The sequence below is a fragment of the Nocardia sp. NPDC050378 genome (assembly GCF_040655675.1).
In the GTDB taxonomy this organism is placed as follows: domain Bacteria; phylum Actinomycetota; class Actinomycetes; order Mycobacteriales; family Mycobacteriaceae; genus Nocardia; species Nocardia coubleae.
The window spans coordinates 705,616-729,015 of sequence record NZ_JBFAKI010000002.1; the positions used below are offsets into that span (position 1 = coordinate 705,616).

26 protein-coding genes and 1 pseudogene are annotated in these 23,400 nt (G+C 68.2%); 5 read left to right on the forward strand and 22 right to left on the reverse strand.

The features are described from left to right. Nucleotides 1-62 precede the first annotated feature (62 nt). Together AB0I35_RS07190 and dxr are read right to left on the reverse strand one after the other, a co-directional pair. Nucleotides 63-1,259 carry a M50 family metallopeptidase gene (locus tag AB0I35_RS07190; protein ID WP_357394882.1) on the reverse strand — a complete coding sequence of 399 codons (1,197 nt, stop codon included), beginning with the start codon at nt 1,257-1,259 and terminating at the stop codon, nt 63-65. 96 nt (nt 1,260-1,355) lie between these two features. Then, entirely contained in the window at nt 1,356-2,549 is a 1,194-nt protein-coding gene (gene dxr / locus AB0I35_RS07195) for a 1-deoxy-D-xylulose-5-phosphate reductoisomerase (RefSeq protein ID WP_357394883.1), read from the reverse strand. A gap of 95 nt (nt 2,550-2,644) precedes the next feature. Between dxr and AB0I35_RS07200 the strand changes: the two genes are divergently transcribed. Then, nucleotides 2,645-2,914 carry a DUF2631 domain-containing protein gene (locus tag AB0I35_RS07200; RefSeq protein ID WP_067636515.1) on the forward strand — a complete coding sequence of 90 codons (270 nt, stop codon included), beginning with the start codon at nt 2,645-2,647 and terminating at the stop codon, nt 2,912-2,914. Nucleotides 2,915-2,970: 56 nt separating this feature from the next. On the opposite strand, the gene AB0I35_RS07205 is transcribed toward AB0I35_RS07200, so the two are convergent. From AB0I35_RS07205 to rlmN, 5 genes and pseudogenes are all read right to left on the reverse strand, one after another. Next, nucleotides 2,971-3,921 (reverse strand): LysR substrate-binding domain-containing protein, encoded by a 951-nt coding sequence (locus tag AB0I35_RS07205; protein WP_357394884.1) that lies wholly within the window; start codon nt 3,919-3,921, stop codon nt 2,971-2,973. A 352-nt stretch (nt 3,922-4,273) separates the two neighbouring features. Continuing rightward, a pseudogene (locus AB0I35_RS07210) lies at nt 4,274-5,092 on the reverse strand (serine/threonine-protein kinase); the annotation flags it as partial. Between the two features lie 77 nt (nt 5,093-5,169). Continuing rightward, nucleotides 5,170-6,759 carry a serine/threonine-protein kinase gene (locus AB0I35_RS07215; RefSeq protein ID WP_357394886.1) on the reverse strand — a complete coding sequence of 530 codons (1,590 nt, stop codon included), beginning with the start codon at nt 6,757-6,759 and terminating at the stop codon, nt 5,170-5,172. Between the two features lie 73 nt (nt 6,760-6,832). Next, nucleotides 6,833-7,069 (reverse strand): hypothetical protein, encoded by a 237-nt coding sequence (locus tag AB0I35_RS07220; RefSeq protein ID WP_357395026.1) that lies wholly within the window; start codon nt 7,067-7,069, stop codon nt 6,833-6,835. 90 nt (nt 7,070-7,159) lie between these two features. Further along, the gene (rlmN, locus tag AB0I35_RS07225) at nt 7,160-8,269 is read right to left on the reverse strand and encodes a 23S rRNA (adenine(2503)-C(2))-methyltransferase RlmN (protein ID WP_357394887.1); all 1,110 of its coding nucleotides are present in this window, start codon (nt 8,267-8,269) and stop codon (nt 7,160-7,162) included. Between the two features lie 101 nt (nt 8,270-8,370). On the opposite strand from rlmN, the gene AB0I35_RS07230 reads away from it, so the two are divergent. Then, nucleotides 8,371-8,739 carry a lipopolysaccharide assembly protein LapA domain-containing protein gene (locus AB0I35_RS07230; RefSeq protein WP_357394889.1) on the forward strand — a complete coding sequence of 123 codons (369 nt, stop codon included), beginning with the start codon at nt 8,371-8,373 and terminating at the stop codon, nt 8,737-8,739. Between the two features lie 5 nt (nt 8,740-8,744). On the opposite strand, the gene AB0I35_RS07235 is transcribed toward AB0I35_RS07230, so the two are convergent. The 5 genes from AB0I35_RS07235 to rpsB form a co-directional block, all read right to left on the reverse strand. After that, complete coding sequence (locus tag AB0I35_RS07235; protein ID WP_357395027.1) at nt 8,745-9,617, reverse strand: phosphatidate cytidylyltransferase; 873 nt, start codon at nt 9,615-9,617, stop codon at nt 8,745-8,747. A 149-nt stretch (nt 9,618-9,766) separates the two neighbouring features. Then, nucleotides 9,767-10,324 (reverse strand): ribosome recycling factor, encoded by a 558-nt coding sequence (gene frr, locus AB0I35_RS07240; protein ID WP_067496444.1) that lies wholly within the window; start codon nt 10,322-10,324, stop codon nt 9,767-9,769. A 49-nt stretch (nt 10,325-10,373) separates the two neighbouring features. Beyond that, complete coding sequence (gene pyrH, locus AB0I35_RS07245) at nt 10,374-11,102, reverse strand: UMP kinase (protein ID WP_067636525.1); 729 nt, start codon at nt 11,100-11,102, stop codon at nt 10,374-10,376. 219 nt (nt 11,103-11,321) lie between these two features. Beyond that, nucleotides 11,322-12,146, reverse strand: a complete 825-nt coding sequence (gene tsf, locus AB0I35_RS07250; RefSeq protein ID WP_067496261.1) for a translation elongation factor Ts — start codon at nt 12,144-12,146, stop codon at nt 11,322-11,324. Between the two features lie 109 nt (nt 12,147-12,255). Further along, the gene (gene rpsB / locus AB0I35_RS07255; protein WP_067496258.1) at nt 12,256-13,137 is read right to left on the reverse strand and encodes a 30S ribosomal protein S2; all 882 of its coding nucleotides are present in this window, start codon (nt 13,135-13,137) and stop codon (nt 12,256-12,258) included. An 845-nt stretch (nt 13,138-13,982) separates the two neighbouring features. Here rpsB and AB0I35_RS07260 point away from each other — a divergent pair. The 3 genes from AB0I35_RS07260 to AB0I35_RS07270 are packed head-to-tail and all read left to right on the forward strand — an operon-like array spanning nt 13,983 to nt 15,343. Continuing rightward, nucleotides 13,983-14,222: a hypothetical protein gene (locus AB0I35_RS07260; protein ID WP_357394891.1), complete on the forward strand. Its 240-nt coding sequence runs from the start codon at nt 13,983-13,985 to the stop codon at nt 14,220-14,222. 11 nt (nt 14,223-14,233) lie between these two features. Then, nucleotides 14,234-14,770 (forward strand): M23 family metallopeptidase, encoded by a 537-nt coding sequence (locus AB0I35_RS07265; RefSeq protein ID WP_357394893.1) that lies wholly within the window; start codon nt 14,234-14,236, stop codon nt 14,768-14,770. A gap of 51 nt (nt 14,771-14,821) precedes the next feature. Continuing rightward, nucleotides 14,822-15,343 (forward strand): DUF1990 domain-containing protein, encoded by a 522-nt coding sequence (locus AB0I35_RS07270; RefSeq protein WP_357394894.1) that lies wholly within the window; start codon nt 14,822-14,824, stop codon nt 15,341-15,343. A gap of 17 nt (nt 15,344-15,360) precedes the next feature. On the opposite strand, the gene AB0I35_RS07275 is transcribed toward AB0I35_RS07270, so the two are convergent. The 10 genes from AB0I35_RS07275 to lepB all read right to left on the reverse strand — a co-directional run bounded on the left by AB0I35_RS07275 (nt 15,361) and on the right by lepB (nt 23,326). Next, entirely contained in the window at nt 15,361-15,729 is a 369-nt protein-coding gene (locus AB0I35_RS07275) for a GatB/YqeY domain-containing protein (RefSeq protein ID WP_067636533.1), read from the reverse strand. A gap of 77 nt (nt 15,730-15,806) precedes the next feature. After that, entirely contained in the window at nt 15,807-16,118 is a 312-nt protein-coding gene (locus tag AB0I35_RS07280; RefSeq protein ID WP_357394896.1) for a DUF202 domain-containing protein, read from the reverse strand. After that, complete coding sequence (locus tag AB0I35_RS07285; RefSeq protein ID WP_357394897.1) at nt 16,115-16,480, reverse strand: DUF202 domain-containing protein; 366 nt, start codon at nt 16,478-16,480, stop codon at nt 16,115-16,117. Before AB0I35_RS07285 ends, AB0I35_RS07280 begins: the two co-directional genes overlap by 4 nt. Before the next feature lie 481 nt (nt 16,481-16,961). Then, a complete protein-coding gene (locus AB0I35_RS07290) occupies nt 16,962-17,885 on the reverse strand; it encodes a tyrosine recombinase XerC (protein WP_357394900.1) in 924 nt (307 codons plus the stop codon). Nucleotides 17,886-18,382: 497 nt separating this feature from the next. Continuing rightward, entirely contained in the window at nt 18,383-19,549 is a 1,167-nt protein-coding gene (dprA, locus tag AB0I35_RS07295; protein ID WP_357394901.1) for a DNA-processing protein DprA, read from the reverse strand. Next, entirely contained in the window at nt 19,546-21,054 is a 1,509-nt protein-coding gene (locus AB0I35_RS07300; RefSeq protein WP_357394902.1) for a YifB family Mg chelatase-like AAA ATPase, read from the reverse strand. The genes dprA and AB0I35_RS07300 overlap by 4 nt, the downstream gene beginning before the upstream one ends. Continuing rightward, the gene (locus AB0I35_RS07305) at nt 21,054-21,410 is read right to left on the reverse strand and encodes a YraN family protein (RefSeq protein WP_357394903.1); all 357 of its coding nucleotides are present in this window, start codon (nt 21,408-21,410) and stop codon (nt 21,054-21,056) included. Before AB0I35_RS07305 ends, AB0I35_RS07300 begins: the two co-directional genes overlap by 1 nt. A 96-nt stretch (nt 21,411-21,506) precedes the next feature. Next, nucleotides 21,507-21,812 (reverse strand): DUF2469 domain-containing protein, encoded by a 306-nt coding sequence (locus AB0I35_RS07310; protein WP_011210678.1) that lies wholly within the window; start codon nt 21,810-21,812, stop codon nt 21,507-21,509. Nucleotides 21,813-21,858: 46 nt separating this feature from the next. Next, nucleotides 21,859-22,563, reverse strand: a complete 705-nt coding sequence (locus tag AB0I35_RS07315; RefSeq protein WP_357394905.1) for a ribonuclease HII — start codon at nt 22,561-22,563, stop codon at nt 21,859-21,861. Nucleotides 22,564-22,582: 19 nt separating this feature from the next. Next, nucleotides 22,583-23,326 (reverse strand): signal peptidase I, encoded by a 744-nt coding sequence (gene lepB, locus AB0I35_RS07320; protein ID WP_067496225.1) that lies wholly within the window; start codon nt 23,324-23,326, stop codon nt 22,583-22,585. Nucleotides 23,327-23,400: the final 74 nt, after the last annotated feature.

Consider the following 23,400-nt stretch of genomic DNA (forward strand, 5'->3'; position numbering starts at 1 on the left):
GAGCTTAGTCGCGCACGCCACCGCCGCACCCTGTGAGGGGCGCGACAGCGGGCGTACGCGGATCAGGGTAGGCGGATGGGGTTGACGATGTCGGCGGCGAGGGTGAGCAGCATGAACGCACCGCCGATCACGACGGCCACATACGTCACCGGGAGCAGTTTCAGATAGTCGACCGGGCCCGCGGGGGCCTTGCCGCGCCAGGACCGCACCACATCGCGCACCTTCTCGTAGAGCACCACCGCGATGTGCCCGCCGTCGAGCGGGAGCAACGGCAGCAGGTTGAACGCGCCGAGGAAGAAGTTCAGGCTGGCCAGTACCAGGATGAACATGCCCCACAGACCACGCTCGGCGGTCTCGCCACCGATCCGGCTCGCGCCGTAGACGCTGACCGGCGTCTCCGGGTCGCGCTCACCACCGGTGACGGCCTCCCACAGCGCCGACACCTTCTGCGGCATCTTGGCCAGCGACTTCACCGTCTCGACGAAGAAGTCCCCGGTGAACACGATGGTCGCCGGAATCGCCTCGACCACGCCGTACTGCTGCGGTTCGGCGTAATCGGGGCCCACACCGACCGCGGACACCTCGCGGGCCGGACCCTCCTTGGGCGAGCGCATCACCCGCTCGGGGGTCACGGGCACGGTGAGGGTGTCGCCGTCGCGTTCGATGGTGTAGGTGAACGTGCCGGACTGCTTCTGGGTTTCGGCCTGGAACTGCGCCCAGGTGGTCACCTCGACGCCGTTGACCGCCTTCACCACGTCGCCACGCCGTAAACCGGCGCGCTGAGCCGGACCGTCACCCGTGCACGGAGCGAGCTTCTTGTCCAGCGTCTCCTGCGCGACGCAGCTCATGGTGCCGAGCGCGGTGGCGGGCGGCTGCTCGAGCTGCGGCAGACCCCAGCCCACCGCCAGCACGACCAGAAGGATGAAGCCGAGCAGGAAGTTCATGGCGATGCCACCGAACATCACCACCAGCCGCTTCCAGGTGGACTGGCGATACATCGCCCGGTCCATCTCTTCGGGCTCCAGCTCGTCCAGGGCGGTCATGCCCGCGATATCGCAGAAACCGCCGAGCGGCAGCGCCTTGAGGCCGTATTCGGTCTCACCACGACGGAACGAGAAGACACGGGGCCCGAAACCGATGAAGTAGCGGCGCACCTTCATGCCGGTCGCCTGCGCGGCCCACATGTGCCCGCATTCGTGCAACGCGATCGAGATCGTGATACCGACGGCGAACAAGGCAAACCCGAACGCGAATACCATCTGGCCCTTTCTCTGTTCTCGGCGGCTGGCGCCGCGGTTTTTCGGCCTCGTAACCCCGAATCCGAAAAACGTGGGGGTCCCGTTGAGTCGGTCAGGTCAGGGCGTCGGTACTTCGGCGATGGCCTCGGCGGCGAACTGCCTTGCCCAGCGGTCGGCCGCGAGGACGTCGTCCAGGGTATCGGGTTCGGCACGCCAGCGGTCCGCGGCCTCGACCGCGCGGGTGACGGTGCGCACGATGGCCGGGAAGCTGATCGTGCCGGCCAGGAATGCCGAGACCGCGACTTCGTTGGCGGCGTTGTAGACGGCGGTGACGCTGCCGCCCGCCTCCCCGGCTTGTCTGGCCAGACGTACAGCGGGGAAGACCGCGTCGTCGACGGGCTCGAACGTCCAGGTCGAGGCCGTACCGAAATCGCAGGGCGTGGCCGCGCCGGGAAGGCGGTCGGGCCAGCCGAGAGCCAAGGCGATGGGCAGCTTCATATCCGGTGGGCTCGCCTGGGCCAGGGTGGAACCGTCGGTGAACGTGACGAGCGAATGCACGATCGACTGCGGGTGCACGGTGACATCGATGCGGTCGTAGGGCACGCCGAACAGCAGGTGGGTCTCGATCAGTTCCAGGCCCTTGTTCACCAGCGAGGCCGAGTTCAGCGTGTTCATCGGCCCCATCGACCAGGTCGGATGTGTTTTCGCCTCGTCGGGGTTCACCGATTCGAGCATCTCGGTGGTCCAACCGCGGAACGGACCGCCCGAGGCGGTGAGTACCAGCCGGTCGACTTCCTCGGCGCGGCCGCCGCGCAGACATTGGGCGAGGGCGGAGTGTTCGGAATCGACGGGGACGATCTGGCCGGGTGCGGCCGCCCGCGTCACCAGCGAACCGCCCGCGACGAGGGACTCCTTGTTGGCCAGCGCCAACCGGGTGCCCGCCTCGAGGGTGGCCAGCGTCGGTTCCAGACCGAGCGAACCGACCAGGGCGTTGAGCACCACGTCGGCCTCGGTGCGGCGTACGAGTTCGGTCACCGCCCCCGGCCCGCCGAGGTCGAGATCGAGTTGCCGGGCGGCGGCGGGATCGGCCACGGCGACATTGCGGGTGCCGGTGGCGGCCATCTGCTCGGCCAGCAGCGCGGGATTGCCGCCGCGCGCGGCCAGCCCGACCACCTCGAAGCGGTCCGGGTTGGCGGCGATCACCTCGAGCGCCTGGGTGCCGATCGAACCGGTACTGCCCAGGAGCAGCACCTTCACCCGGTCGGTCGACGTCGTATTGCCGTGCGCGGCACGGGGTGCGTGGTGGGACACGGGCCCATTGTGGCAGGGCTGCTGGCTACGACGAACGGTCGTATGCCACGATATGCACACTCGCCCAAACAGAACTCGAGCCCTAAGGAGCGATCGTGGCCGCCACGGACCTCGAAAAAGCCAGCACCGAGCGCGCCGTCGCCACCAGCGTCGACCCCGCCGAGGTGCCCTCGGCAGCGTGGGGCTGGAGCGGCGAGTCGCCCAAGACCTTCCGCATCGCCGGCTGGTTCGTCGTGATCGCGCTGCTCGGCATGACCATCGGTAACCACCAGGGCCACGTCGAGGACATCTTCCTCATCGGGTTCGCCGGTCTGCTCGCGGCGATCCTCGTCCTCGATTCGCTCACCAAGCGCATCCCGAGGTAGACACCCCGCACCGATGCCTGCGGCCGCGATTCGATCGCGCCGCAGGCATCGTCGTGTCAGCGGCCGCGTCGTGCGCCGGGCTTGCGGCCGGTCTTGGCAGGTTTGCGTTGCGCGGTCGGCTTCTTCGGCGCCTGCTTCTTCGGCGCACGCTCGGGCGCGGGCCGGGCCGGTTCCGCGCCGCGTGAACTGTTGGCCGAACGGCCGCGCACGATGCCGACGAATTCCTCGACCAGTTCCGAATCCCCGTCGGTGGGCCAGGCCAGCGCGATCCGGGTGAACTCGGTGTCGCTGATCGGGCGGTACACCAGGTCGCGCCGATGGTGCAGTCGGGCGATCGACTGCGGCACGATCGTCACTCCCCCCACGGCGGCGACCATCGCCAGGGCGTCCGCGGCCTGATCCAGATCGCCGCTGTCGTGGTGCTGTTCGCCGACCAGATCGGCCGGGCTCACCGCATCGAGCAGCGACAGCGCGTCGTCCTTCTGTACGACCGCGACCGGCGTCTCCTCCCACAGCGGGATCGCGTTCATTCCGGACCGGTCCATCGGCAAGCGCACGAAGCACAGGTCCACCCGGCCCTCGCGCAGCGCGCTCTCCTGCTCGCGTTGCGCGACACCGAGCACCTCGAGCGGATGGTCGGGCAGCCGCTCGCCCCACACGCGCGCCCACTTCGACACCGTCACCCCCGGCACGAAACCGACGCGCAGGCTCGCGGGCCCCTCCGGCTTCTGTTCGCGCTGTGCCTGCTCGTCGGCACGGATCAGCTCCCGCGCGTGTTCGAGCAGGGTCGCGCCGTCCTCGGACAGCTGGGTCGGCGACGCACCTGGCACGAACAGCCGCGTGCCGAGTTCACCCTCGAGCTCGATCACGGTGGCGCTCAAGGCTTGACGCGGAATCCGCAACGCCTTCGCGGCGCGCGCGAAATGCAGTTCCTCGGCCACGGCGACGAACCGACGCAGCCGGACGAGGTCGATGGAGTCGGCGGCGGTGACGTCGAAGTCGCTCATTCGGATCAGAATATGGCACGCACCGAACAGGTCGGCGCGCCGATCACAGGTTCGTCAGCACGGCGATGAGCACCGCGATGCCGATCACGATGGCGAACACCACCAGCAGCACCCCGAACGTCGACCCCCAACCGCCCCGCGCGGGCGGTGGTGGCGGCATGGGCGCGCGCATCGCGGGCTGGGGCCAGGCAGCGGGCGTCGCCGGTCGCGGCGCCATCGGCGGAACCGGTGCGACCGGGATCGCGGCACCGGAGGTATTCACCGGCCGCATCGGCTGCATCCCCATGAACGGCTGAGCGTGCGCCCCGGACGGCGGGCGGGCGATCGGGCGGGCACCTGTGGTCCCCGTGCGCATGGCCCGCTGGGCGGCCTCGACGAACTCCTCGCAGGAGGAGAACCGGTCGGCTGGTCGCTTGGCCAGCGCCCGCGCCATCACGGCATCCAGATTCGGCGGCAGCCCGGCCCGGCGCGGGCTCACCGGCGGTGGCGGCGACTGCAGGTGCCCGGTGATGACGGCGGCCGGGCTCGGCGCCTCGAACGGCGCGGTGCCGGTGAGCAGGGTGTAGAGCGTGCAGGCCAGCGAATACTGGTCGGCGCGATGATCGAGCGGGACACCGGTGAGTTGCTCGGGAGCCGCGTAGGCCAGGGTGGCGGTGAACGAGCCGGTCTCGGTGAGGTGACCGGAATCGTCACGCAGGCGCGCGATGCCGAAGTCGGTGAGATACACCCGCTCCTGGCTGTTGGACCTGGCCAGCAGGATATTGGCCGGTTTCACATCGCGGTGCAGCACGCCCGCCCGGTGCGCGAAGTCCAGGGCGGCGGCGGTCTCCCGGATGATCTGCAACGCCCGATCCGGTGGCAACGTCGCCGGATCGAGCATCGACGCGTCGATCCCGTCGATGTATTGCATGCTGATCCACAGCTGGTCGTTCTCCACACCGCGGTCGAACACCGTCACGATATTGGGGTGGTCGAGCTGGGCGACCAGATCGGCTTCCCGTTCGAACCTGGCCCGGATCTCGGCGTCGGAGAACAGCTCCTGGTTCAGCAGTTTCAGCGCGGTCCACCTCGGCAGCCGAGGGTGCCTGGCCAGATACACCGAACCCATCCCGCCGCGACCCAACTGCCGGTCGATCGTGTATCCGGCGAATACCGTCCCGTCAGAAACCACTCTGACCCCCGAATCTCGCTCGTCGTCCGACGCGCTGGACCCTACCAAAACGGTGTTCGTGCCGTCGCGGGCATCCGCTAGCTCATCGGGAAGGTGGTCAGTTCCTTCAGCAGTTCGGGCAGGTCCTCGGCCAGCACGTCCGAATCCCGGGAGAACAGGAATACCCAGCGTTCTCGGCCGGGGTCACTGAAAGTGGAGACGACCACGGTCATGTTGTAGCTGTCTCTGCCGTACTGGTCCTTGACGAAGCGGGCCCGGTGGTCGTCGGTGCGTGTGCCGGACGAGCCGCTGCCCACATCTTTGGTCTCGCGCTCGAATCGGGCGACCGCCGTCTTCGCCGACTCCTCGGAGGGGAATGCGTAGAAGGCGAATCTGGTCGCGTTGATGTCGGCGGGTTTGCAGGACCATTTGGCATGCGCCTCTTGAAATGTCAGTTCCCACTGGAGTTCGCCGCGTGTGGTCGTATTGACATAGGCCTCACAGGAGCGGCCACCAGCACCGACTCCGGTGAGGTAGGGGTTCGACAGCGATGTTCCATCGGCTTCACCGGGCGGCAGCATCTGCGGGAACGCCGCCGACATCGCGGCGATGTCGCGATGGGCACGGGAACGATTGAGGATCTGCGACACCCAGGTGCTGTCGTCCTGCCACACCCAGTACGAAGCGCCCGCGATCGCGGCGAACACCGTCAGCAGAATCAGCGGTACGACGCCACGCCCGCGCCGGGCCGGAACGGGGCGAGCGGAATGAACCGGCGCCGGTCGCGGGGGCGGCGGCGCGGCCATCGATGGGCGTGAATACTGCTGGTGCACAGGGGGTGCGAATGCCGTCGGTTGCCCGCTCGTCCCGGTGAGAGCATGGCGGGCGGCGGATGCGAATTCCGCACACGAATCGAAGCGGTCCGCCGGGCGCTTGGCCAGCGCCCGCGCCAGGACCGCGTCCAACGCGGCGGGGAGGTCCGGTCGGCGCCTGCGTACCGAGGGCGGTGGGGATTGCAGATGACCTTGAATGACGAGCACCGGATTCGCCGCCTCGTACGGAGCCTGTCCTGTGAGCAACGAGTACAGCGTGCAGGCGAGGGAGTACTGATCGGCGCGATGGTCGAGCGGCGCGCCGGTGAGCTGTTCGGGAGACGCGAAAGCCAAGGTGGCGGTAAAGGTTCCGGTCTGGGTGAGGTGGTGGACGTCGTCGCGGGGGCGGGCGATACCGAAATCGGTGAGCAGCACGCGCTCCGGGCCGTTCGCGGCGGCCAGCAGAATATTGGCCGGTTTCACGTCGCGATGCAGCACGCCGTTGCCGTGCGCGTGGTCGAGTGCGGCGGCGGTGCCCTCGACGATGTGCAGGGCACGCCCCGCGGGAACAGGATGCTCGATGGCGGCGGCGTCGACACCGTCGACGAACTGCATGCTGATCCACAGCCGCCCGTCGTCGACGCCCCGGTCGTACACAGTGACGATATTCGGGTGTTCGAGCTGTGCGGCCAGATCGGCCTCCCGCTCGAACCTGGCCCGGATCTCGTTGTCCGAGAACAATTCCGGATTCAGCAATTTGAGCGCGGTCTGGCGCGGCAGCCGAGGATGCCTGGCCAGATACACCGAACCCATCCCGCCACGACCCAGCTGTCGTTCGATCGCGTACCCGGCGAAAACATCCCCCGTCGCAAGCATGATCCCCCGTTGTCGAACCGATCGATTACCGATCCAACTTAGTGCAGGCCACACCACCCCATCAGGGTCCGGGTCACTCTTCGACCCGCACCCCCATCGACCGAGCCGTACCCGCCACGATGCGCATCGCCGCGTCGGCTTCGGTGGTGTTGAGATCGGGCAACTTACGAATCGCGATGCGCCGCAACTGATCACGGCTGAGCGCACCGACCGCCTTGTGCCCCGGCTGCGGCGAACCCGCCCGCCCGAGCGCGGCCCGGATGAGAGAGGCGGTCGTAACCCGCTTCGAGCTCGACAGTGACTGTGACAGAAGCTGTTTCGCGCGCCATAGTCAACGATCTCGGACCGAGGCATCATTGCGGTCCCGCGACGATAACGCCTGGGCCGCAACAGTTCAGTGTCAGCCTTCGGCGGCGAGCTGACCGCAGGCGGCGGCGATCTCCTGGCCGCGGGTATCGCGCACCGTGCAGGACACACCCTGGGCGATCACGCGGCGTACGAATTCCTTCTCGACCGGCTTCGGGCTGGCATCCCACTCGCTGCCCGGGGTCGGGTTGAGGGGGATCAGGTTCACGTGGACCAAGGGGCCGAGGGCCTTGTGGAGCTTCTTGCCGAGCATGTCGGCGCGCCAGGGCTGGTCGTTCACGTCGCGGATCAGGGCGTATTCGATCGATACCCGGCGGCCGGACTTGTCGGCGTAGTAGCGGGCGGCGTCGAGGACCTCGGAGATGGGCCAGCGGTTGTTCACCGGGACCAGGGTGTCGCGCAGTTCGTCGTCGGGGGTGTGCAGCGAGACGGCCAAGCGCACCGACATGTTCTGGTCGGCCAGCTTGCGGATCGCGGGCGCCAGCCCGACGGTCGAGACCGTCACCGAACGTTGCGAGATCCCGAGACCGTCGGGTGCGGGGGCGGTGATGCGGCGGACCGCGTTCACCACCCGCTTGTAGTTGGCCAGCGGCTCACCCATGCCCATGAACACGATGTTGGACAACCGGCCGGGCCCACCGTGCACCTCGCCGTCGCGCAGGGCGGCGGCCGCGGCGCGCACCTGGTCGACGATCTCGGCGGTCGACAGATTGCGGGTGAGGCCCGCCTGCCCGGTCGCACAGAACGGGCAGGCCATGCCGCAGCCCGCCTGACTGGAGATGCACAGCGTATTGCGGTCCGGGTAGCGCATGAGCACGCTCTCGAGCAGCGTGCCGTCGTGGGCGCGCCAGAGCGTTTTGCGGGTGTCGCCCTCGTCGCAGGCCAGGTGACGCACCACGTCGAGCAGCGGCGGGAACAGCGTCTCGCCCACCTTCTCGCGCACGTCGGCGGGCAGATCGGTCATCTGCGCCGGATCGGACTGCAAGCGGCCGTAGTACTGGCGCGCCAGCTGATCGGCGCGGAACTTCGGCAGGCCAAGCTCCTGCACCGCGGCCTTGCGCTCGTCCGCGTCGAGATCGGCGAGGTGGCGCGGCGGCATACCGCGACGCGGGGCATCGAACACGAGGGGCAGGGAGGTGGCCATAATTCCACCATTGTCCCAAACGCCGCGTCGGGGCCGCCACGCCGGTCGCCGTTATCGAGAAGATGCGTGCGGCGATGATAGCGGTCCGCCATGATCGAAGTATGTCCACGAACGCAGAATCAGGCACGCCACCGGCGCGCGAGCCTGAGGCAGGCCCGGTCGCCGGTCGAGAACCCGAGCCTGTGCCGGCCGGGCACGCGCCCACCAAGCGACCGAAGCCGGACGCGCTGGTGCGGTCCCGCACCGGCTACACGTGGATGGCGCTGCTCGCCGCCGCGATCTTCGGGATCGTTCTGCTGATCTTCATCCTGCAGAACCTCGACAAGGTGCAGGTGACGCTGCTGTTCTGGAGCTTCTCGCTACCGCTGGGAGTCATGGTGCTGCTGTCGGTGATCCTCGGCGCACTGGTGATGGGTCTGGTCGGCGGCATCCGCATCCTGCAGTTGCGTCATGCCGCCCGGCAACCCTGAGAACCTCAGACCAACGCGCTGAGCACCAGCCACGACACGAACGCCGAGGGCAGCATCGAGTCGAGCCGGTCCATGATCCCGCCGTGCCCCGGCAGCAACGTGCCCATGTCCTTGATGCCGAGTTCGCGCTTGATCTGCGACTCGATCAGGTCGCCGAGGGTCGCCACGACCACCAGGCCGACGCCGAGCACCACACCGATCATCGAGTTGGCCTCGAGCAGCAGCGTGACGGTGAGCAGACCACCGATCACGCTGAACACCAGCGAACCGCAGAACCCTTCCCACGACTTCTTCGGGCTGATCGCGGGCACCATCGGATGCCTGCCGAACAGCACGCCTGCGACGTAACCGCCGACATCGGAGCAGACGACGAGGATCATGAACGTGAGCACCCGCAGGTTGCCGTCGGGTTCGAGCAGCAACAGCGTCGAGAACGCCGCGAGCAGTGGGATCCAGGACAGCGTGAAGATCGCGATCGCGGTGTCGCGCAGGAAGTTCCGTGGCGCGGTACTCAGGCCGTGATCGAACAGGCGCCAGACCATGCAGGTCAGCGCGGTCGCGGCGAACGCGCCGAGCACCCCGCTCGCACCCCACGGCCAGCCGAGCCAGAACACCGCCTGCCCGCCGACGAGCAACGGGATGCGCGGCACCAGGACGTCGGCCTCGCGCAGCCGCTTGGTGACCTCCCACATGGCCACGCCGACACCGACACCGGCGACACCGATGAACACCTTCGGGACGAACAACAGGATCGCGATCAGCGACAACCCGAGGCCCAACCCGACCGCCAGCGCCGCGGGCAGGTTGCGACCTGCCCGCGATGCCGGAGCCTTCGGCTGTTCCTGCGGCACGGCCGCGCCGGGTTCGTCCCGTGCCACGGCCGCGCCGGTCGGCTCGACCGTGTCCGGCGGCGATTCCGGTTCCGGTGCCGCACCTGTGGCGGCGGCGTCTTCGGCCACGATTGTCCCGTCGCTCAACTCGTCGTTCCGTTCATCCCCCGCACGAGCGGGACTGGCGAGATCTGCGCTCAGACCTCGAGCAGTTCGGCTTCCTTGTGCTTGACCAGTTCGTCGATCTGGCCCACGTACTTGGCGGTGGTCTTGTCGAGCTCCTTCTCGGCGCGCCCGACCTCGTCCTCGCCCGCTTCACCATCTTTCTGGATCCGGCCGAGTTCTTCCATCGCCTTGCGACGGACGTTGCGGATCGAGACCTTGGCGTCCTCGCCCTTGCCCTTGGCCATCTTGACCATCTCGCGGCGCCGCTCCTCGGTGAGCTGCGGGACCGTGATGCGCAGGATGTCACCGTTGTTGGTGGGGTTCACGCCGAGATCGGAGTTGCGGATGGCGTTCTCGATCGGACCGAGCTGGCTCTGCTCGTAGGGCTTGATCACCACCATGCGCGGCTCCGGCACGGAGATGCTGGACATCTGGGTGATCGGCGTCGGCGTGCCGTAGTAGTCGACCAGGACCCGGGTGAACATGCCCGGGTTGGCGCGCCCGGTGCGGATGCTGCCCAGATCGTCCTTCGCTACCGAGACGGCCTTCTCCATTTTCTCCTCGGCATCGAAGAGCGCTTCATCAATCACGACCGGTTCCTCCACAGCGTCGTCATCGTCATCGTCCGCGAGTGCGGGGTCAGGACCGAACCAAGGTGCCGATGGGTTCACCGGCGACCGCACGAGCAATATTGCCCTTGATCAACAGATTGAACACCAGCATCGGCATCTGGTTGTCCATGCAAAGGCTGAAAGCGGTGGCATCGGCCACCTTCAGACCCTTCTCGATCACTTCCTTGTGGGTGATCTCGGTGAACATGCTGGCGTTGTCGTCGACCCGTGGGTCGGCGTCGAACACACCGTCGACGGCCTTGGCCATCAGCACCACGTCGGCGCCGATCTCGAGCGCACGCTGGGCCGCGGTCGTGTCGGTGGAGAAGTAGGGCATGCCCATGCCCGCGCCGAAGATCACCACGCGCCCCTTCTCCAGGTGTCGCTTGGCGCGCAGCGGGAGGTACGGCTCGGCGACCTGGCCCATCGTGATGGCGGTCTGCACGCGCGTATCCACCCCCTGCTGCTGCAGGAAGTCTTGTAGCGCAAGGCTGTTCATCACGGTGCCGAGCATGCCCATGTAGTCGGAGCGGGCGCGTTCCATGCCGCGCTCCTCGAGCTCGGCGCCCCGGAAGAAGTTGCCGCCACCGATCACCACGGCCACCTGGACGCCGGTCTCGACGATTTCGGCGATCTGTTCGGCCACGGTCTGCACGACATCGGGATCGAGCCCGACACCACCGCCACCGAACATCTCCCCACCCAGCTTCAGCAGCACCCGGCGATATCCAGGGCGGTCGTTACCCGGGTCGGTCATGGGTGTTCGTCTCCTTCGGCGAGGTGAGATCGGTTCGAACTGCGGGCGCGCGGAGCAGGCCGCACAGCAAGGCAGAGCGGCATCCATCCTGCCTTATCCGGTTACCGCCACCACACAAGACCCCCTCGCGCGCGGCCCGCGCCGGGTCGGTCCGCGCGTCGGCGGCGCACGGCAAAACGCCCCCGATGCTGAGCGCATCGGGGGCGTCTGATGGCCTGATCAGGCCTGGCCGACCTCGAAGCGCGCGAAACGCTTCACGGTCACGCCCGCGTCCTCCAGAAGGGCCTTGACAGTCTTCTTGGAGTCGGTGACGGCGGCCTGCTCGAGCAGGACGACATCCTTGAAGAAGCCGTTGACCCGGCCTTCGACGATCTTGGGCAGTGCGGCGTCGGGCTTGCCCTCTTCGCGCGCGGTCTGCTCGGCGATGCGGCGCTCGTTCTCGACGGTCTCGGCGGGCACCTCGTCGCGGGTCAGGTACTTGGCCTTGAGCGCGGCGACCTGCATGCCCGCGGCGCGAGCGGCCTCGGCGGCGGCGTCGCCTTCACCCTCGTACTCGACCAGCACGCCGACGGCGGGCGGCAGGTCCGAGGCACGCTTGTGCAGGTAGGTGGCGACCGGGCCGTCGAAGGACACGACGCGGCGCAGTTCCAGCTTCTCGCCGATCTTGGCGGCCAGCGCCTGCACGGCCTCGTCGACGGTGCTGTTGTCCAGCTTCAGCGCCTTGAGGGCGTCCAGATCGGCCGGCTTGGCAGCGGCGGCCGCGGTGACGATCGCGTCGGCCAGCTCCTGGAACTCGGCGTTCTTGGCGACGAAGTCGGTCTCGGAGTTGATCTCGATCATGACGCCGTCCTTGGCGATGACCAGACCCTCGGCGGTGGCGCGCTCGGCACGCTTGCCGACATCCTTGGCGCCCTTGATGCGCAGCACCTCGACGGCCTTGTCGAAGTCGCCGTCGGACTCGGCCAGCGCGTTCTTGCAGTCCATCATGCCGGAGCCGGTGAGCTCCCGGAGCCGCTTCACATCAGCAGCGGTGTAGTTCGCCATCGGGGGCGAGCCTCCTCGTGTGTGGGGTGCTTGGGTGTTAACACCACCTTGCCGACCGCTTCTGAACTCAGAAGGGCCGGCAAGGTGAACGTAGAGCTAGGAGATCAGCTCAGAAGTCGGCCGGGGTGTGCTGGGCCGGGTCGGCCTTCACCTCGGCAGCGGCTTCGGCCGGGGTCTCGGCGGCCGGGGCCTCGGCGGCGGGGGCTTCAGCGGCCGGGGTCGCCTGAGCCAGCAGCTCCTGCTCCCATTCGGCGAGGGGCTCGCCTGCGCCGGCTTCGGGCTTCGAATCGCCGGAAGCACGGCCCGCGCGGGCCTGCACGCCCTCGGCCACCGCGGAGGCGACGACCTTGGTGAGCAGAGCGGCGGAACGGATCGCGTCGTCGTTACCCGGGATCGGGTAGTCGACCAGGTCAGGATCGCAGTTGGTGTCCAGGATCGCGATGACCGGGATGTTCAGCTTGCGAGCCTCACCGACGGCGATGTGCTCCTTGTTGGTGTCGACGACCCAGATGGCCGAGGGCACCTTGGCCATGTCGCGGATACCACCGAGGGTGCGATCCAGCTTGGTCATCTCACGCGTGAGCATGAGGATTTCCTTCTTGGTGCGACCCTCGAAGCCACCGGTCTGCTCCATGGCCTCGAGCTCCTTCAGGCGCTGCAGGCGCTTGTGGACGGTCGAGAAGTTGGTGAGCATGCCACCCAGCCAGCGCTGGTTGACATACGGCATACCGACGCGAGTCGCCTCGGCCGCGATCGACTCCTGGGCCTGCTTCTTGGTGCCGACGAAGAGAACGGTGCCACCGTGGGCGACGGTCTCCTTGACGAACTCGTAGGCCTTGTCGATGTAGGTCAGCGTCTGCTGCAGGTCGATGATGTAGATGCCGTTGCGGTCGGTGAAGATGAACCGCTTCATCTTCGGGTTCCACCGACGAGTCTGGTGCCCGAAGTGCGCGCCGCTGTCGAGCAGCTGCTTCATAGTTACGACAGCCATAGCTCCCGTACCCTCTTTCGTTGCCGGTTGACGCAGCCGATCGGCGATCGACTGCCCTGGCGCCACCGAAACCACCGGACCCGATCGACGTGATCGGGACCAGCCGGCGATTTCACTGTTCATCCGCTGGAGAACTCGCGCTGACATGCCCTCGCGGACCGTCTGCGTTGCGAGCGACGACCGGATGGACGAGCACGGGTGGCGCGCGAAGTCGGTCCGTACCGAGCACACGTGTTGCTGCTGAGCACAAACCGCTCGTTCAGTCTACGCGGCGACGGGCCAGGGCCGAAATCGCCCCCGCTCGCCGACCGGGGATTTTCGTGGTGAAGTGCGCGATATCCACATGTGCCGAAGTTGTCCCCAATCGGGAAATCGTTGTCCCGCTCGGGGATTGCGGGGCCGACAGTTGTGCCATGAACACATTGACGCGTGTCCTGATCACCACCTTTCCCCTCTTCTGCGCCGTGGGTGTAGCGGCGCCGGCGGCCGGTCATCCCGCTCCGGGGTGTGCGCTCCTCGCGCAGCCACCGGGTGACGGGGAGGTCGTCTCCCCACCGTCTCGGGCGGCGGCACCGGGCTCGGTGCCGGCTGCGCCACCACCGCCTGGTGAGAGAGCCGCGCCTGGGCCGGTCGTTGTGATCGTGGTGCCGGGGCCGATCGCGCCACGGCCTTCCGGGGTCGACGCCGCCGGCAGCCCGTGTGCCGCGGCGGGCACTGACGGAGAAGTTGGTTCCGGGATTCCGGCGGGGTGTGGCGGTGGCGAAGGTCCGGGCGACGACGGCGAGCGGGTGCCGGTGCGGCGGCCCGGTCCCTGTGGCAAGGCTCCGATTCTGCGGCCCGGGGAGATGCCGAAGGGGTCGCTGGTTCCGGCGCCGGTTCCGGTTCGGGTGAGCGTGCACGATCTCGGATCGGCGGCGCCTGCCCAGCAGCGGGCCCGGCCGGAGAAGGATCGCGGTTCCGGGCCGGAGCTCGAGATTCGGGTGCGCGGCGGGAGCGGTTCGGCGGCCGACCTGCCTGCCGCGTTGCGCGAACTCATGCGCGTGCTGGTGCCTCAGCGCGTGCCTGCGCCGCGGCCCCATCGCTGAGGCGATCGACGATGGCGAGCCGGGTTCGTCCGTACGCCTGGATTTCGGGTGCCGTCCTCGTGCTGACGGTGATCGCGGGTGGGGTGGCGCCGGTCGGGGCGGTGGAATCCGGACCGTTCGGCTGGCCGCTGCGTCCACGACCGACGGTGGAACGGCGGTTCGACAAACCGGAGCGCGATTGGTTGCCGGGCCATCGCGGGGTCGACCTGGCAGGCGTCGAAGGTCAATCGGTTCTCGCGGCGGGCGAGGGAATCGTCGTCTTCGCGGGCACGGTCGCCGGGAAACCTGTGGTGTCGATCGACCACGAGGGCGGCCTGCGCACCACATACGAACCCGTGCAGGCGCAGGTGGAAGTGGGAGCCCGGATAGGTCGCGGCACCCCGATCGGCACCCTGGTCGCCGGACATGAGGGCTGCCCGGTACCGGCCTGCCTGCACTGGGGTGTCCGCCGCGAATCCAGCATCCACAACCGACGCGAATACATCGACCCCTTGGGTCTGCTGCACGAAGTCCCGGTACGCCTCGAGCCGTTGAACCCGGCGCTGTGACCTCGACGACCCGGCACGAAGCCGCAGAGAATACCGGCCACAATCGGTACTGTGCCCGCAGAATCAACGCCCTTCACCTATCCCGATGTCGGCGCGACCCGCGCGACCACGCTGCCTGCCGGTTACCACCGGTTCCGGCTCCGGCGACCGATAGGGCGCGGTCGCGAGCTTTTCGATCGAGCGGGGGCTCACATCCTCGCCTTCGGGATGCAGAAGGGAGTCGGCATCTTCCAGCGGGCCGATTCCGAAACAGCCGGGGAGGGGACCGAATTGACGGTTCGTCTCGGCGCCGGACCGCTCGGCATCAACGCGCCGTGCCGGGTGGTTTATGTGCTCGACGAACCGAACCGCCGCGGGTTCGCCTACGGCACGTTGCCGGGGCATCCCGAACGGGGCGAGGAGTTGTTCGCGGTCGAATACGACCCGGCCGACGACACGGTGTACGGGCTGGTCACCGCGTTTTCGACACCCGCCGCGTGGTACACCCGCCTGGGTGGACCGGTCGCGCGACTGCTGCAACACTGGTTCGCCCACCGCTACCTTCGGACATTGCCGAGCAATACCGGAAGCTGACCCGAGCGGGCAGGTCGTCAGAGGAAGGCGCTCAGCACGTCGGCCTCCGCGGTCACCTGGTCGCGCTGGTCCACCGCACCGAGGCGGTCGTACTCCCCTGCGGTGATGCGCCTTTCGTTGATCTCGTGGCGGACGATCTCGACGATGTCGTCCTCGGTGAGTTCCCGGCGGCGGGCTTCGGCGGCGCCGAGGCCGACGGCACTGTCTTCCAGCGCACCGGCTTTCGCGTCGCCGACGTCGACCGCCTCGGCGTTGTCGATCGCGGCCAGGGCTGATCGCAGCGCCGAGATCGCGCTGCGATCCCTGGCTTTCATCGCGGGCTTCAGTGCGGTGCGCAGGCGATCCCGCAACGCGGTGAGGGGCTGGTCCGGTGATCCTGCGGTCATGAGCGTCGACTCTAATTGCCTGCTCGGTGCCCGTCGATCGAGTTCCGGTGGCCGACTGGGCGGTTGTTCGATCGGCGTCATGATGGGTATCGGCTGCCGAGCAGGACCTCGGCTACGGCGATGAGGATCACCAGCGTGACCACGAGGGTGGTGATCGACACCAGCCGGTGTCCGCCCGCCGAGCGGCCCCGACCGAGCGACCGACCGCGATACCAGCCCAGACCGGAGAGCAGTACGGCCGCGGTGGCGGCGGCGCAGGGAAGAACGATCCACATGCCGTCCTCGGTGGTCGCCTCGTGCGCGAAGAGCAGCGCACAGACAGCAGCGCCGAGGGCGGTGCGCCGCCACGCGAGCGCGGTGCGTTCCATGGCAAGGGTCGGCGCGGTCACGACAGTACGACCGCCACACAGACGAGTACGGCGATCACCGCGACGCCGACCGACAACACCGGCACCAGCACCGTGCCCGGCAACGGCCCACCGGCCAGCATCGCCCGATTCACCCGACGCCAGTGCCCATACGCGCCCACCGCGACGGCCAGGGACATCACCAGGCAGGCCAGCGTGATCACACCGGCGAACCCCGCCAATCGCGGTGGCTGAACCAGGGTGTGCACCGCGACGCCGCCGGCGAGCAGGCCGAGTGCGGTCCTGATCCACGCCAGAAATGTCCGCTCGTTGGCGAGCGTGAACCGATAGTCGACCTCACCCTCCCCGTCCTCGGATTCGGCCCCGACCTCGGGCAATGTCATCCCATCACCTCCGCCACCCATCATGCGCCCCCGACAGCCCATCCCCGATCAACCTCGTACAACCGACGCGTCGACCCACAACTCGCCAACGATCCACGTTGTCTCCTCGACAGCCTCTCGTATTCGACGAGCTGACCAATCGGGTCGAGGTGTGGCGTGCCCGGGTTGCGCGGTGCAATCGGTCGAGTTCGGTCTCCCCCGAAGCCGATCAGTGTGGCCTGACAAGCTTTACGTCCTCGAGTCCGTGCAGTGCGCCATCGATGGTGTCTAGCTCACCGACGTGCTTCCTTTCGGTGCCCGGCAACGGCGCTGGATCGCCGACGACGAGCTCATCGTCCTCACACAATGCGCAACCTGCTCGCGGCAACGGCGATCCGGCTGAGAGTCGGCAACCGACAGGCCAAGCATCGGCTCGAATAGGTCGTTCACCACGGTTGTCGCGTCGGCGTGGCATCGCGCGGATGCGGCGCCGCCGTAGCGATCATGCGCGGGGATGGGCTTGGTCGTGGACTCGTTTGAGGCGTTCGACGGAGACGTGGGTGTAGAGCTGGGTGGTCGCCATGCTGGCGTGGCCGAGGAGCTCCTGGACCACGCGCAGGTCGGCGCCGCCTTCGAGGAGGTGGGTGGCGGCGGTGTGGCGCAGGCCGTGGGGGCCCATGTCGGGTGCACCGGGGATGGCTGCGACGACCTCGTGGACGACGGTCCGCGCCTGGCGTTGGTCGAGGCGGCGGCCACGCTGGCCTAGGAACAGTGCGCGACCGGAACGCTCGTTGGCCAGGGCGGGGCGGCCGGCACGCAGCCAGGCGACGAGGGCTGCCTCGGCCGGGGCACCGAAGGGCACCGAGCGCTCCTTGTTGCCTTTGCCGAGTACCCGGACGAGTTGGCGTTCACGGTCGATGTCGTCGAGGTCGAGACCGCACAGTTCGCTCACCCGGATGCCAGTGGCATACAGCAGTTCCACGATCAACCGGTCACGCAAGGCCATCGGGTCGTGCTGTGCCGCACCGGATTCCGCCGCGCCCATTGCCTGTGCGGCCTGCTCACGACCGAGCACCGCAGGCAGCACACGGTGTGCCTTGGGGGCCTGCAACCGCAGCCCCGGATCGATATCCAGCCGCCCCGTCTCGGTGAGCCACGCGGTGAAAGTCCGTGCCGCCGAGGCTCTTCGCGACAGTGTCGTCCGCGCGGCCCCACCCGCCGCCAGCTCGGCCAGCCACGACCGCAACACTCCCAGATCGAGTTCCCGCAAAGCCGCATCCGCCGACCGCGCGTACAGATGCTCGAGCAGAGACCGCACATCCCCCACATAAGCCCGCACCGTATGCGCCGACCGATTCCGACCCAGCCGCAGATGCCGCCCGAACTCCCCGAGCAATGCAGTCAAATCCTCGGGCAAAGCGTCCATCCCCCAACCGTCGCCCCTCCCCCTCCTTCACGCAACCCACCACGCCGCACACCCTCACGCACCACCTACACCGCTGAGTCGACGAGTGGCAGCGGCGGTGACCCGAGCGATCACACCGCCGACAAGCACCGCCTCCTCAGACACGTCGCTCTCGCGCTTTCACATTCCGCCCGCGCCCACACGTCCACCAGGCACCGCCGCTATCCCGATAGGGGGATCGGCGCCTAGGACGCTGCGGTCACCTGGCCGACGAGGCGGCAGTACCGCCCTCGCCCTCGATGCCCTGCAATGGCACCAGCGCCCATCCATCCAGGCATGGACTGGCGCCCTCCCGCTCAACAGCCGCACCGCCCCGGTCCGCCGGATACCCGAATGGCGAGACCACCAACGCCCAGCTGTCCGCTACCGGACGTACAGCCCTATTCCTCGCAAATCAGGGTCGCTCGGCTGGGCCGGCGGGTAGTGCTGTTCGTCACGGGCGAAGCTCGACGAACCGGTTACCCTGGGCGCCGGGTGCGGAACCACCCCTCGGAATCGCAGCCGACCAGGTCGGCTAGTTCCAGGCTGGGGAGGACGGCACGGACGGTAGCAAGGTCGAGGCCGCACTGGCCGGCCAGGTCACGGGGTTGGCGGGAGCCGATGGCAGGAAGAGCGGCGTAGACCTCGGCTTCGGCGCCGCGTAGGTGGTGGGCGGGGTCGGTGGGGTTGCCTTCGCCGACGGGAAGGCGCAGGGGGCCCGCTTCCTCGACGACGTCTTCGGCGCCGGTGACCAGCAACGCCTCGCCTTCGCGGATCATGCGATGGCATCCCACCGATGACGCCGACCCGACCGGGCCGGGAACCGCCATGGCCGGGCGACCGAGGCGGCGCGCCCATTTCACTGTATTCCTTGCACCGCTGCGCAATCCGGCTTCCACCACGAGCACGCCGTCTCCCAAGGTGGCGATGAGCCGGTTGCGGGCCAGGAACTGATGCTTCTGGGCCGCGACGCCGGGTGGGTATTCGCTGACGACCAGACCGCTGTCGGCGATGGCGGCGAGCAGCCGGTCGTGCTGAGCGGGGTAGGGGCGGTCGACGCCGCAGGCCAGAACCGCGACGGTGGGCCCGCCGACGGCGAGTGCGGCCCGGTGGGCGGCCGCGTCGATACCGAAGGCCGCACCGGACACGATGGTCCAGCCGCGCCCGGCCAGATCACAGGCGATCTCACTGGCCACCTGCATCCCGTACCCGCTGCTGCATCGTGAACCGACCACTGCCACAGCGCGTTCCGATGCGGTACGCAGCGACAGCGGTCCGCGCGCCCACAGCACGAGCGGCACGGCGGCTTCCCGATCACGGTCGGTGTCGAGCTGGTCGAGGCCGAGCATTCGCCAGCCTGGCCACTCGTCGTCATCAGGCGTGATGACCCGACCACCGATTCGCTGTATAGCCTCGAGATCCCTGGCAGCGGAGTCTATTTCACGCCGCGCGGCGGTGGGGCCGCGCAATGCGGCGGGCAACTCGTGCTCGCGCACCGCCCGCGCCGCCTCGCAGACCCCGACCGAGGCGATCAGCGCCGACAAAGGCGCACACGGACCCTGCACCACCCGAGACAGGTACACCCACGCCAGCCTGCGTTCATCGACGTCGAGGTCGACGGTGCCCACCGCGCCCAGCCCCGTCACTGCCCACCCCGCTGACGGAAGTTCAACGACGACAGCACATCCTGCACGCTCGGCAGCTCCCCACCGCGCAGGTCGCAGACCGTCCAGGCCACGCGCACCGCCCGGTCGGCACCGCGCGCCGACATCCGCCCCAAGCGCAGCGCGGTCTCGATCGGCGCGATCGCCTCCGCGGGCAACCGGAACCGCTGACGCAGAATGTGCCCCGGCACTTCGGCATTGGTCGCCCAACCGTCCGCGCTCCACCGCTGCGCGGCACGTGCCCGAGCTTCGGCAACCCGTGCCGCGACGACAGCACTGGTCTCGGTCTGCTGGTCACCGAATGCGGCCCCCGCCTGACCACGCATCTGCACCCAGATGTCGATGCGATCGAGCAGCGGACCCGACAGCTTGCCGAGGTATCGGCGACGAGCGAGGGGCGCGCAGATGCAGTCGACATCACGGGCGGGCGCACACGGACACGGATTCGCCGCGAGCACCAGCTGGAACCGCGCCGGATAGCGAGCCACACCGTCACGCCGGGCGATCCGCACCTCGCCCTCTTCCAGCGGAGTACGCAGTGCCTCCAGCACTTTGGTGCCGATCTCGGCGCATTCGTCGAGAAACAGCACTCCCCGATGCGCCCGGCTGACCGCACCGGGCCGGGCCATGCCGGAGCCACCGCCGATCATGGCGGTCACCGAAGTCGAGTGATGGGGCGCGACGAACGGCGCGAGCGTCATCAACGGTTGTTCGGCCGTCAACGAGCCCGCCATCGAATGAATTGCCGTCACCTCGAGCGACTCGGCCTCCGAGAGCGGCGGCAGCAATCCCGGGAGACGTTGCGCCAGCATGGTTTTCCCGATCCCCGGTGGCCCGGTGAGCAGCAGGTGGTGGCCACCCGCCGCGGCCACCTCCAGCGCCCAGCGCGCCTCGTCCTGGCCGACGACATCGCTGAGATCCCCACACGGCACCTGGACGCTCGGCACCACACCGTCGGGTTCCAGCAGTGTCCCTTCACCGCGCAACCAGGCGACCACAGCGCGCAGACTCGTCGCACCGAGCACCTCGACGCCCTCGACCAGTCCGGCTTCGGCCACCGCGTCGGCGGGCACCACGACGGCCGGGCAGCCCGCATTGCGTGCCGCGATCACCGCGGGCAGCACGCCGCGAACCCGGCGTACCCGCCCGTCGAGGGCGAGTTCGCCCAGCAGCACGGTTTTCACGAGCCTGTCGCCCGGCACCGCTCCGGAGGCGTCCAGCACCGCCACAGCGAGCGCCAGATCGTAAACCGAGCCGACCTTGGGCAGCGTCGCGGGAGACAGCGCCAGAATCACGCGCCCGTCGGGCCATTTCTCCCCCGTGTTGGCCACCGCGGAGCGCACTCTGTTGCGTGACTCCTGCAGGGCCGTGTCGGGCAGCCCGACAAGATTCACCGAGGGTAGGCCTTGGCCTATATCGGCCTCGATCTCCACCAGCTGTCCGTCGACACCGGTCACCGCGACCGACAGCGCACGTCCGAGAGCCATCAGAACGCCCCCGTCAGATGGTCGATCACCGGTTTGCGGCCGCGCGGGACGAGCACCGACACCACATCGAACCGGATGCGCCGCCACGGCCCCTCCTGCTCGGCCAGCCACAGCAACGCCAATCGCCTGATCCGCTGTTGCTTACCGAAGGTGACCGACTCGGCCGGGCTGCCGAAGCCGAGGCCGGACCGTGTCTTCACTTCCACGAAGGCCGTCACCGACGGGTCCTGGACGATCAGGTCCAGCTCCCCGTACCGGCATCGCCAGTTGCGGGCGACGATCTGCATCCCGGCCTCGCACAGATATTGCGCGGCCAGCTTCTCCCCGTATGCGCCGAGCGCCTGTTTGTCCGTCACGGGTGCAAGCGTGCTCCCGGCGCCGAACTACGCCGGGAGCACGACCTGCGGAAACACTAACCCTGTGGACAACTCACCCCCTGGGGACAACTCCCCTTATTCGGGCAAACGGAGGTCGGGCTTCTCCAGCTCCTCGATATTGACGTCCTTGAACGTGATCACCCGAACGTGCTTGACGAAGCGGGCGGGACGGTACATGTCCCACACCCAGGCATCGCTCATCCGCACTTCGAAGTAGACCTCGCCGTCGGCGTTCTGTGGCCGCAGCTCGACGGAATTGGCCAGGTAGAAGCGCCGTTCTGTCTCCACCACGTACGAGAACTGGCCGACGATGTCCTTGTACTCGCGGTACAACGACAGTTCCATCTCGGTTTCGTACTTCTCGAGGTCCTCAGCACTCATCGGGTGGGACATCCTCCTGCTAGCAGCGCCGCGTTCATTGGTCCCATCATCGCGCATGAGCCGCGCGGGTAGCCACCCGGCTACCGTCCGGCACCTCGAGTTCGCGCACATTCCGCCAAGATCGGCGGTGTTCGGTGCTCGGACCGAGCGCGCGCAGGGCCGCGGTGTGCTCGGGGGTGTTGTAGCCCTTGTGCGCGGCGAAACCGTAGCCGGGCAGCTCGGCGTCGAGCTCGACCATCATGCGGTCCCTGGTGACCTTGGCCAGGATGCTGGCCGCCGCGATGCACGCCGCCGACGCGTCGCCACCGATCACGGGCAGCGAGGGCGCGGGCAGACCGGGGACCTTGAATCCGTCGGTCAGGATGTAGCCGGGGGTGCGGCCGAGATGGGCGACAGCACGTCGCATCCCCTCGATATTGGCGACGTGGATGCCGATGGCGTCGATCTCCCAAGCGGGAACCACCACCACACTCCAGGCCAGCGCGAGACGCTTGACCACCGGGAACAGTTCCTCGCGGGCCGCCTCGGTGAGTTTCTTGGAGTCGTCGAGCCCGGCCAGTTTGTCGTAGGCCTTGGGCGCGAGCAGGCACGCGGCGACCACCAGCGGTCCCGCGCAGGGCCCGCGCCCGGCCTCGTCGACACCGGCCACCGGGCCGAGGCGGCCGCGGATGAGTGCCGCCTCGAGCGTGCGTAGGCCACCCGCCCGGCGCATCACCACCCGCGGCGGCCAGCTGGTCCGATCCTGCCCCACAGTTCGATTGTCCCCGTGTCTAGTTGTCCTGCGGATTCTGTGAGCTCACCGGGCCCATCCGGCCGGGCGGCCAGATCTTGAACACCGTCTTGCCACGCACGTTGTCGACCGGGACGGTGCCCTGCAGATCGTCGCTCACATGAGCGCGCGAATCGGCCGACTCGTTGCGATTGTCACCCATCACCCACAGATGCCCCTCGGGCACCTTCACCGGCCCGAACATCCGCCCGGCCGGGTACACGGCGTTCGGACGGTCGGTGAACCAGGGATAGTCCTTCTTGATGTAGGGCTCGTCGAGCGGTTTCCCGTCGACCATCACCCGGCCCTGCGGGTCACAGCACTGCACGGTCTGCCCGCCGACAGCGATCACGCGCTTGACGAGATCGTTCTCGTCGGGCGGAACCAGGCCGAAGTAGGACAGGAAGTTCTGCACGCCGCGGATGGCCGCGTTGTCGGAGCGGATGGACTTGTAGTGCCCGTTCCACGATTCGGGGCCCACGAACACCACCACATCGCCCGGACCCGGCTCGGAACCGTAGTAGCTGATCTTCTGCACGTAGATGCGGTCGCCGATCTGGAGGGTGTCCTCCATCGACTGCGACGGGATCACGTAGGGCCGCCCGACGAAAGTGACCATCAGGGCGGCGATCACCGCCGCGATCACGACCAGTATCGGCAGTTCCTGCCAGAACGGCCGTTGCTTCTTGTCGTCGGCCTTTTTCCTGCGCCGCTTGCCCTCGTCACCCGAATCGGACACCGACACCGACCCACTTTCGTCTGCCACGCCGAACAGAGTAGCCCGGCACCCCGACGTGAGTCGGGTGCCGGGCTACTGTC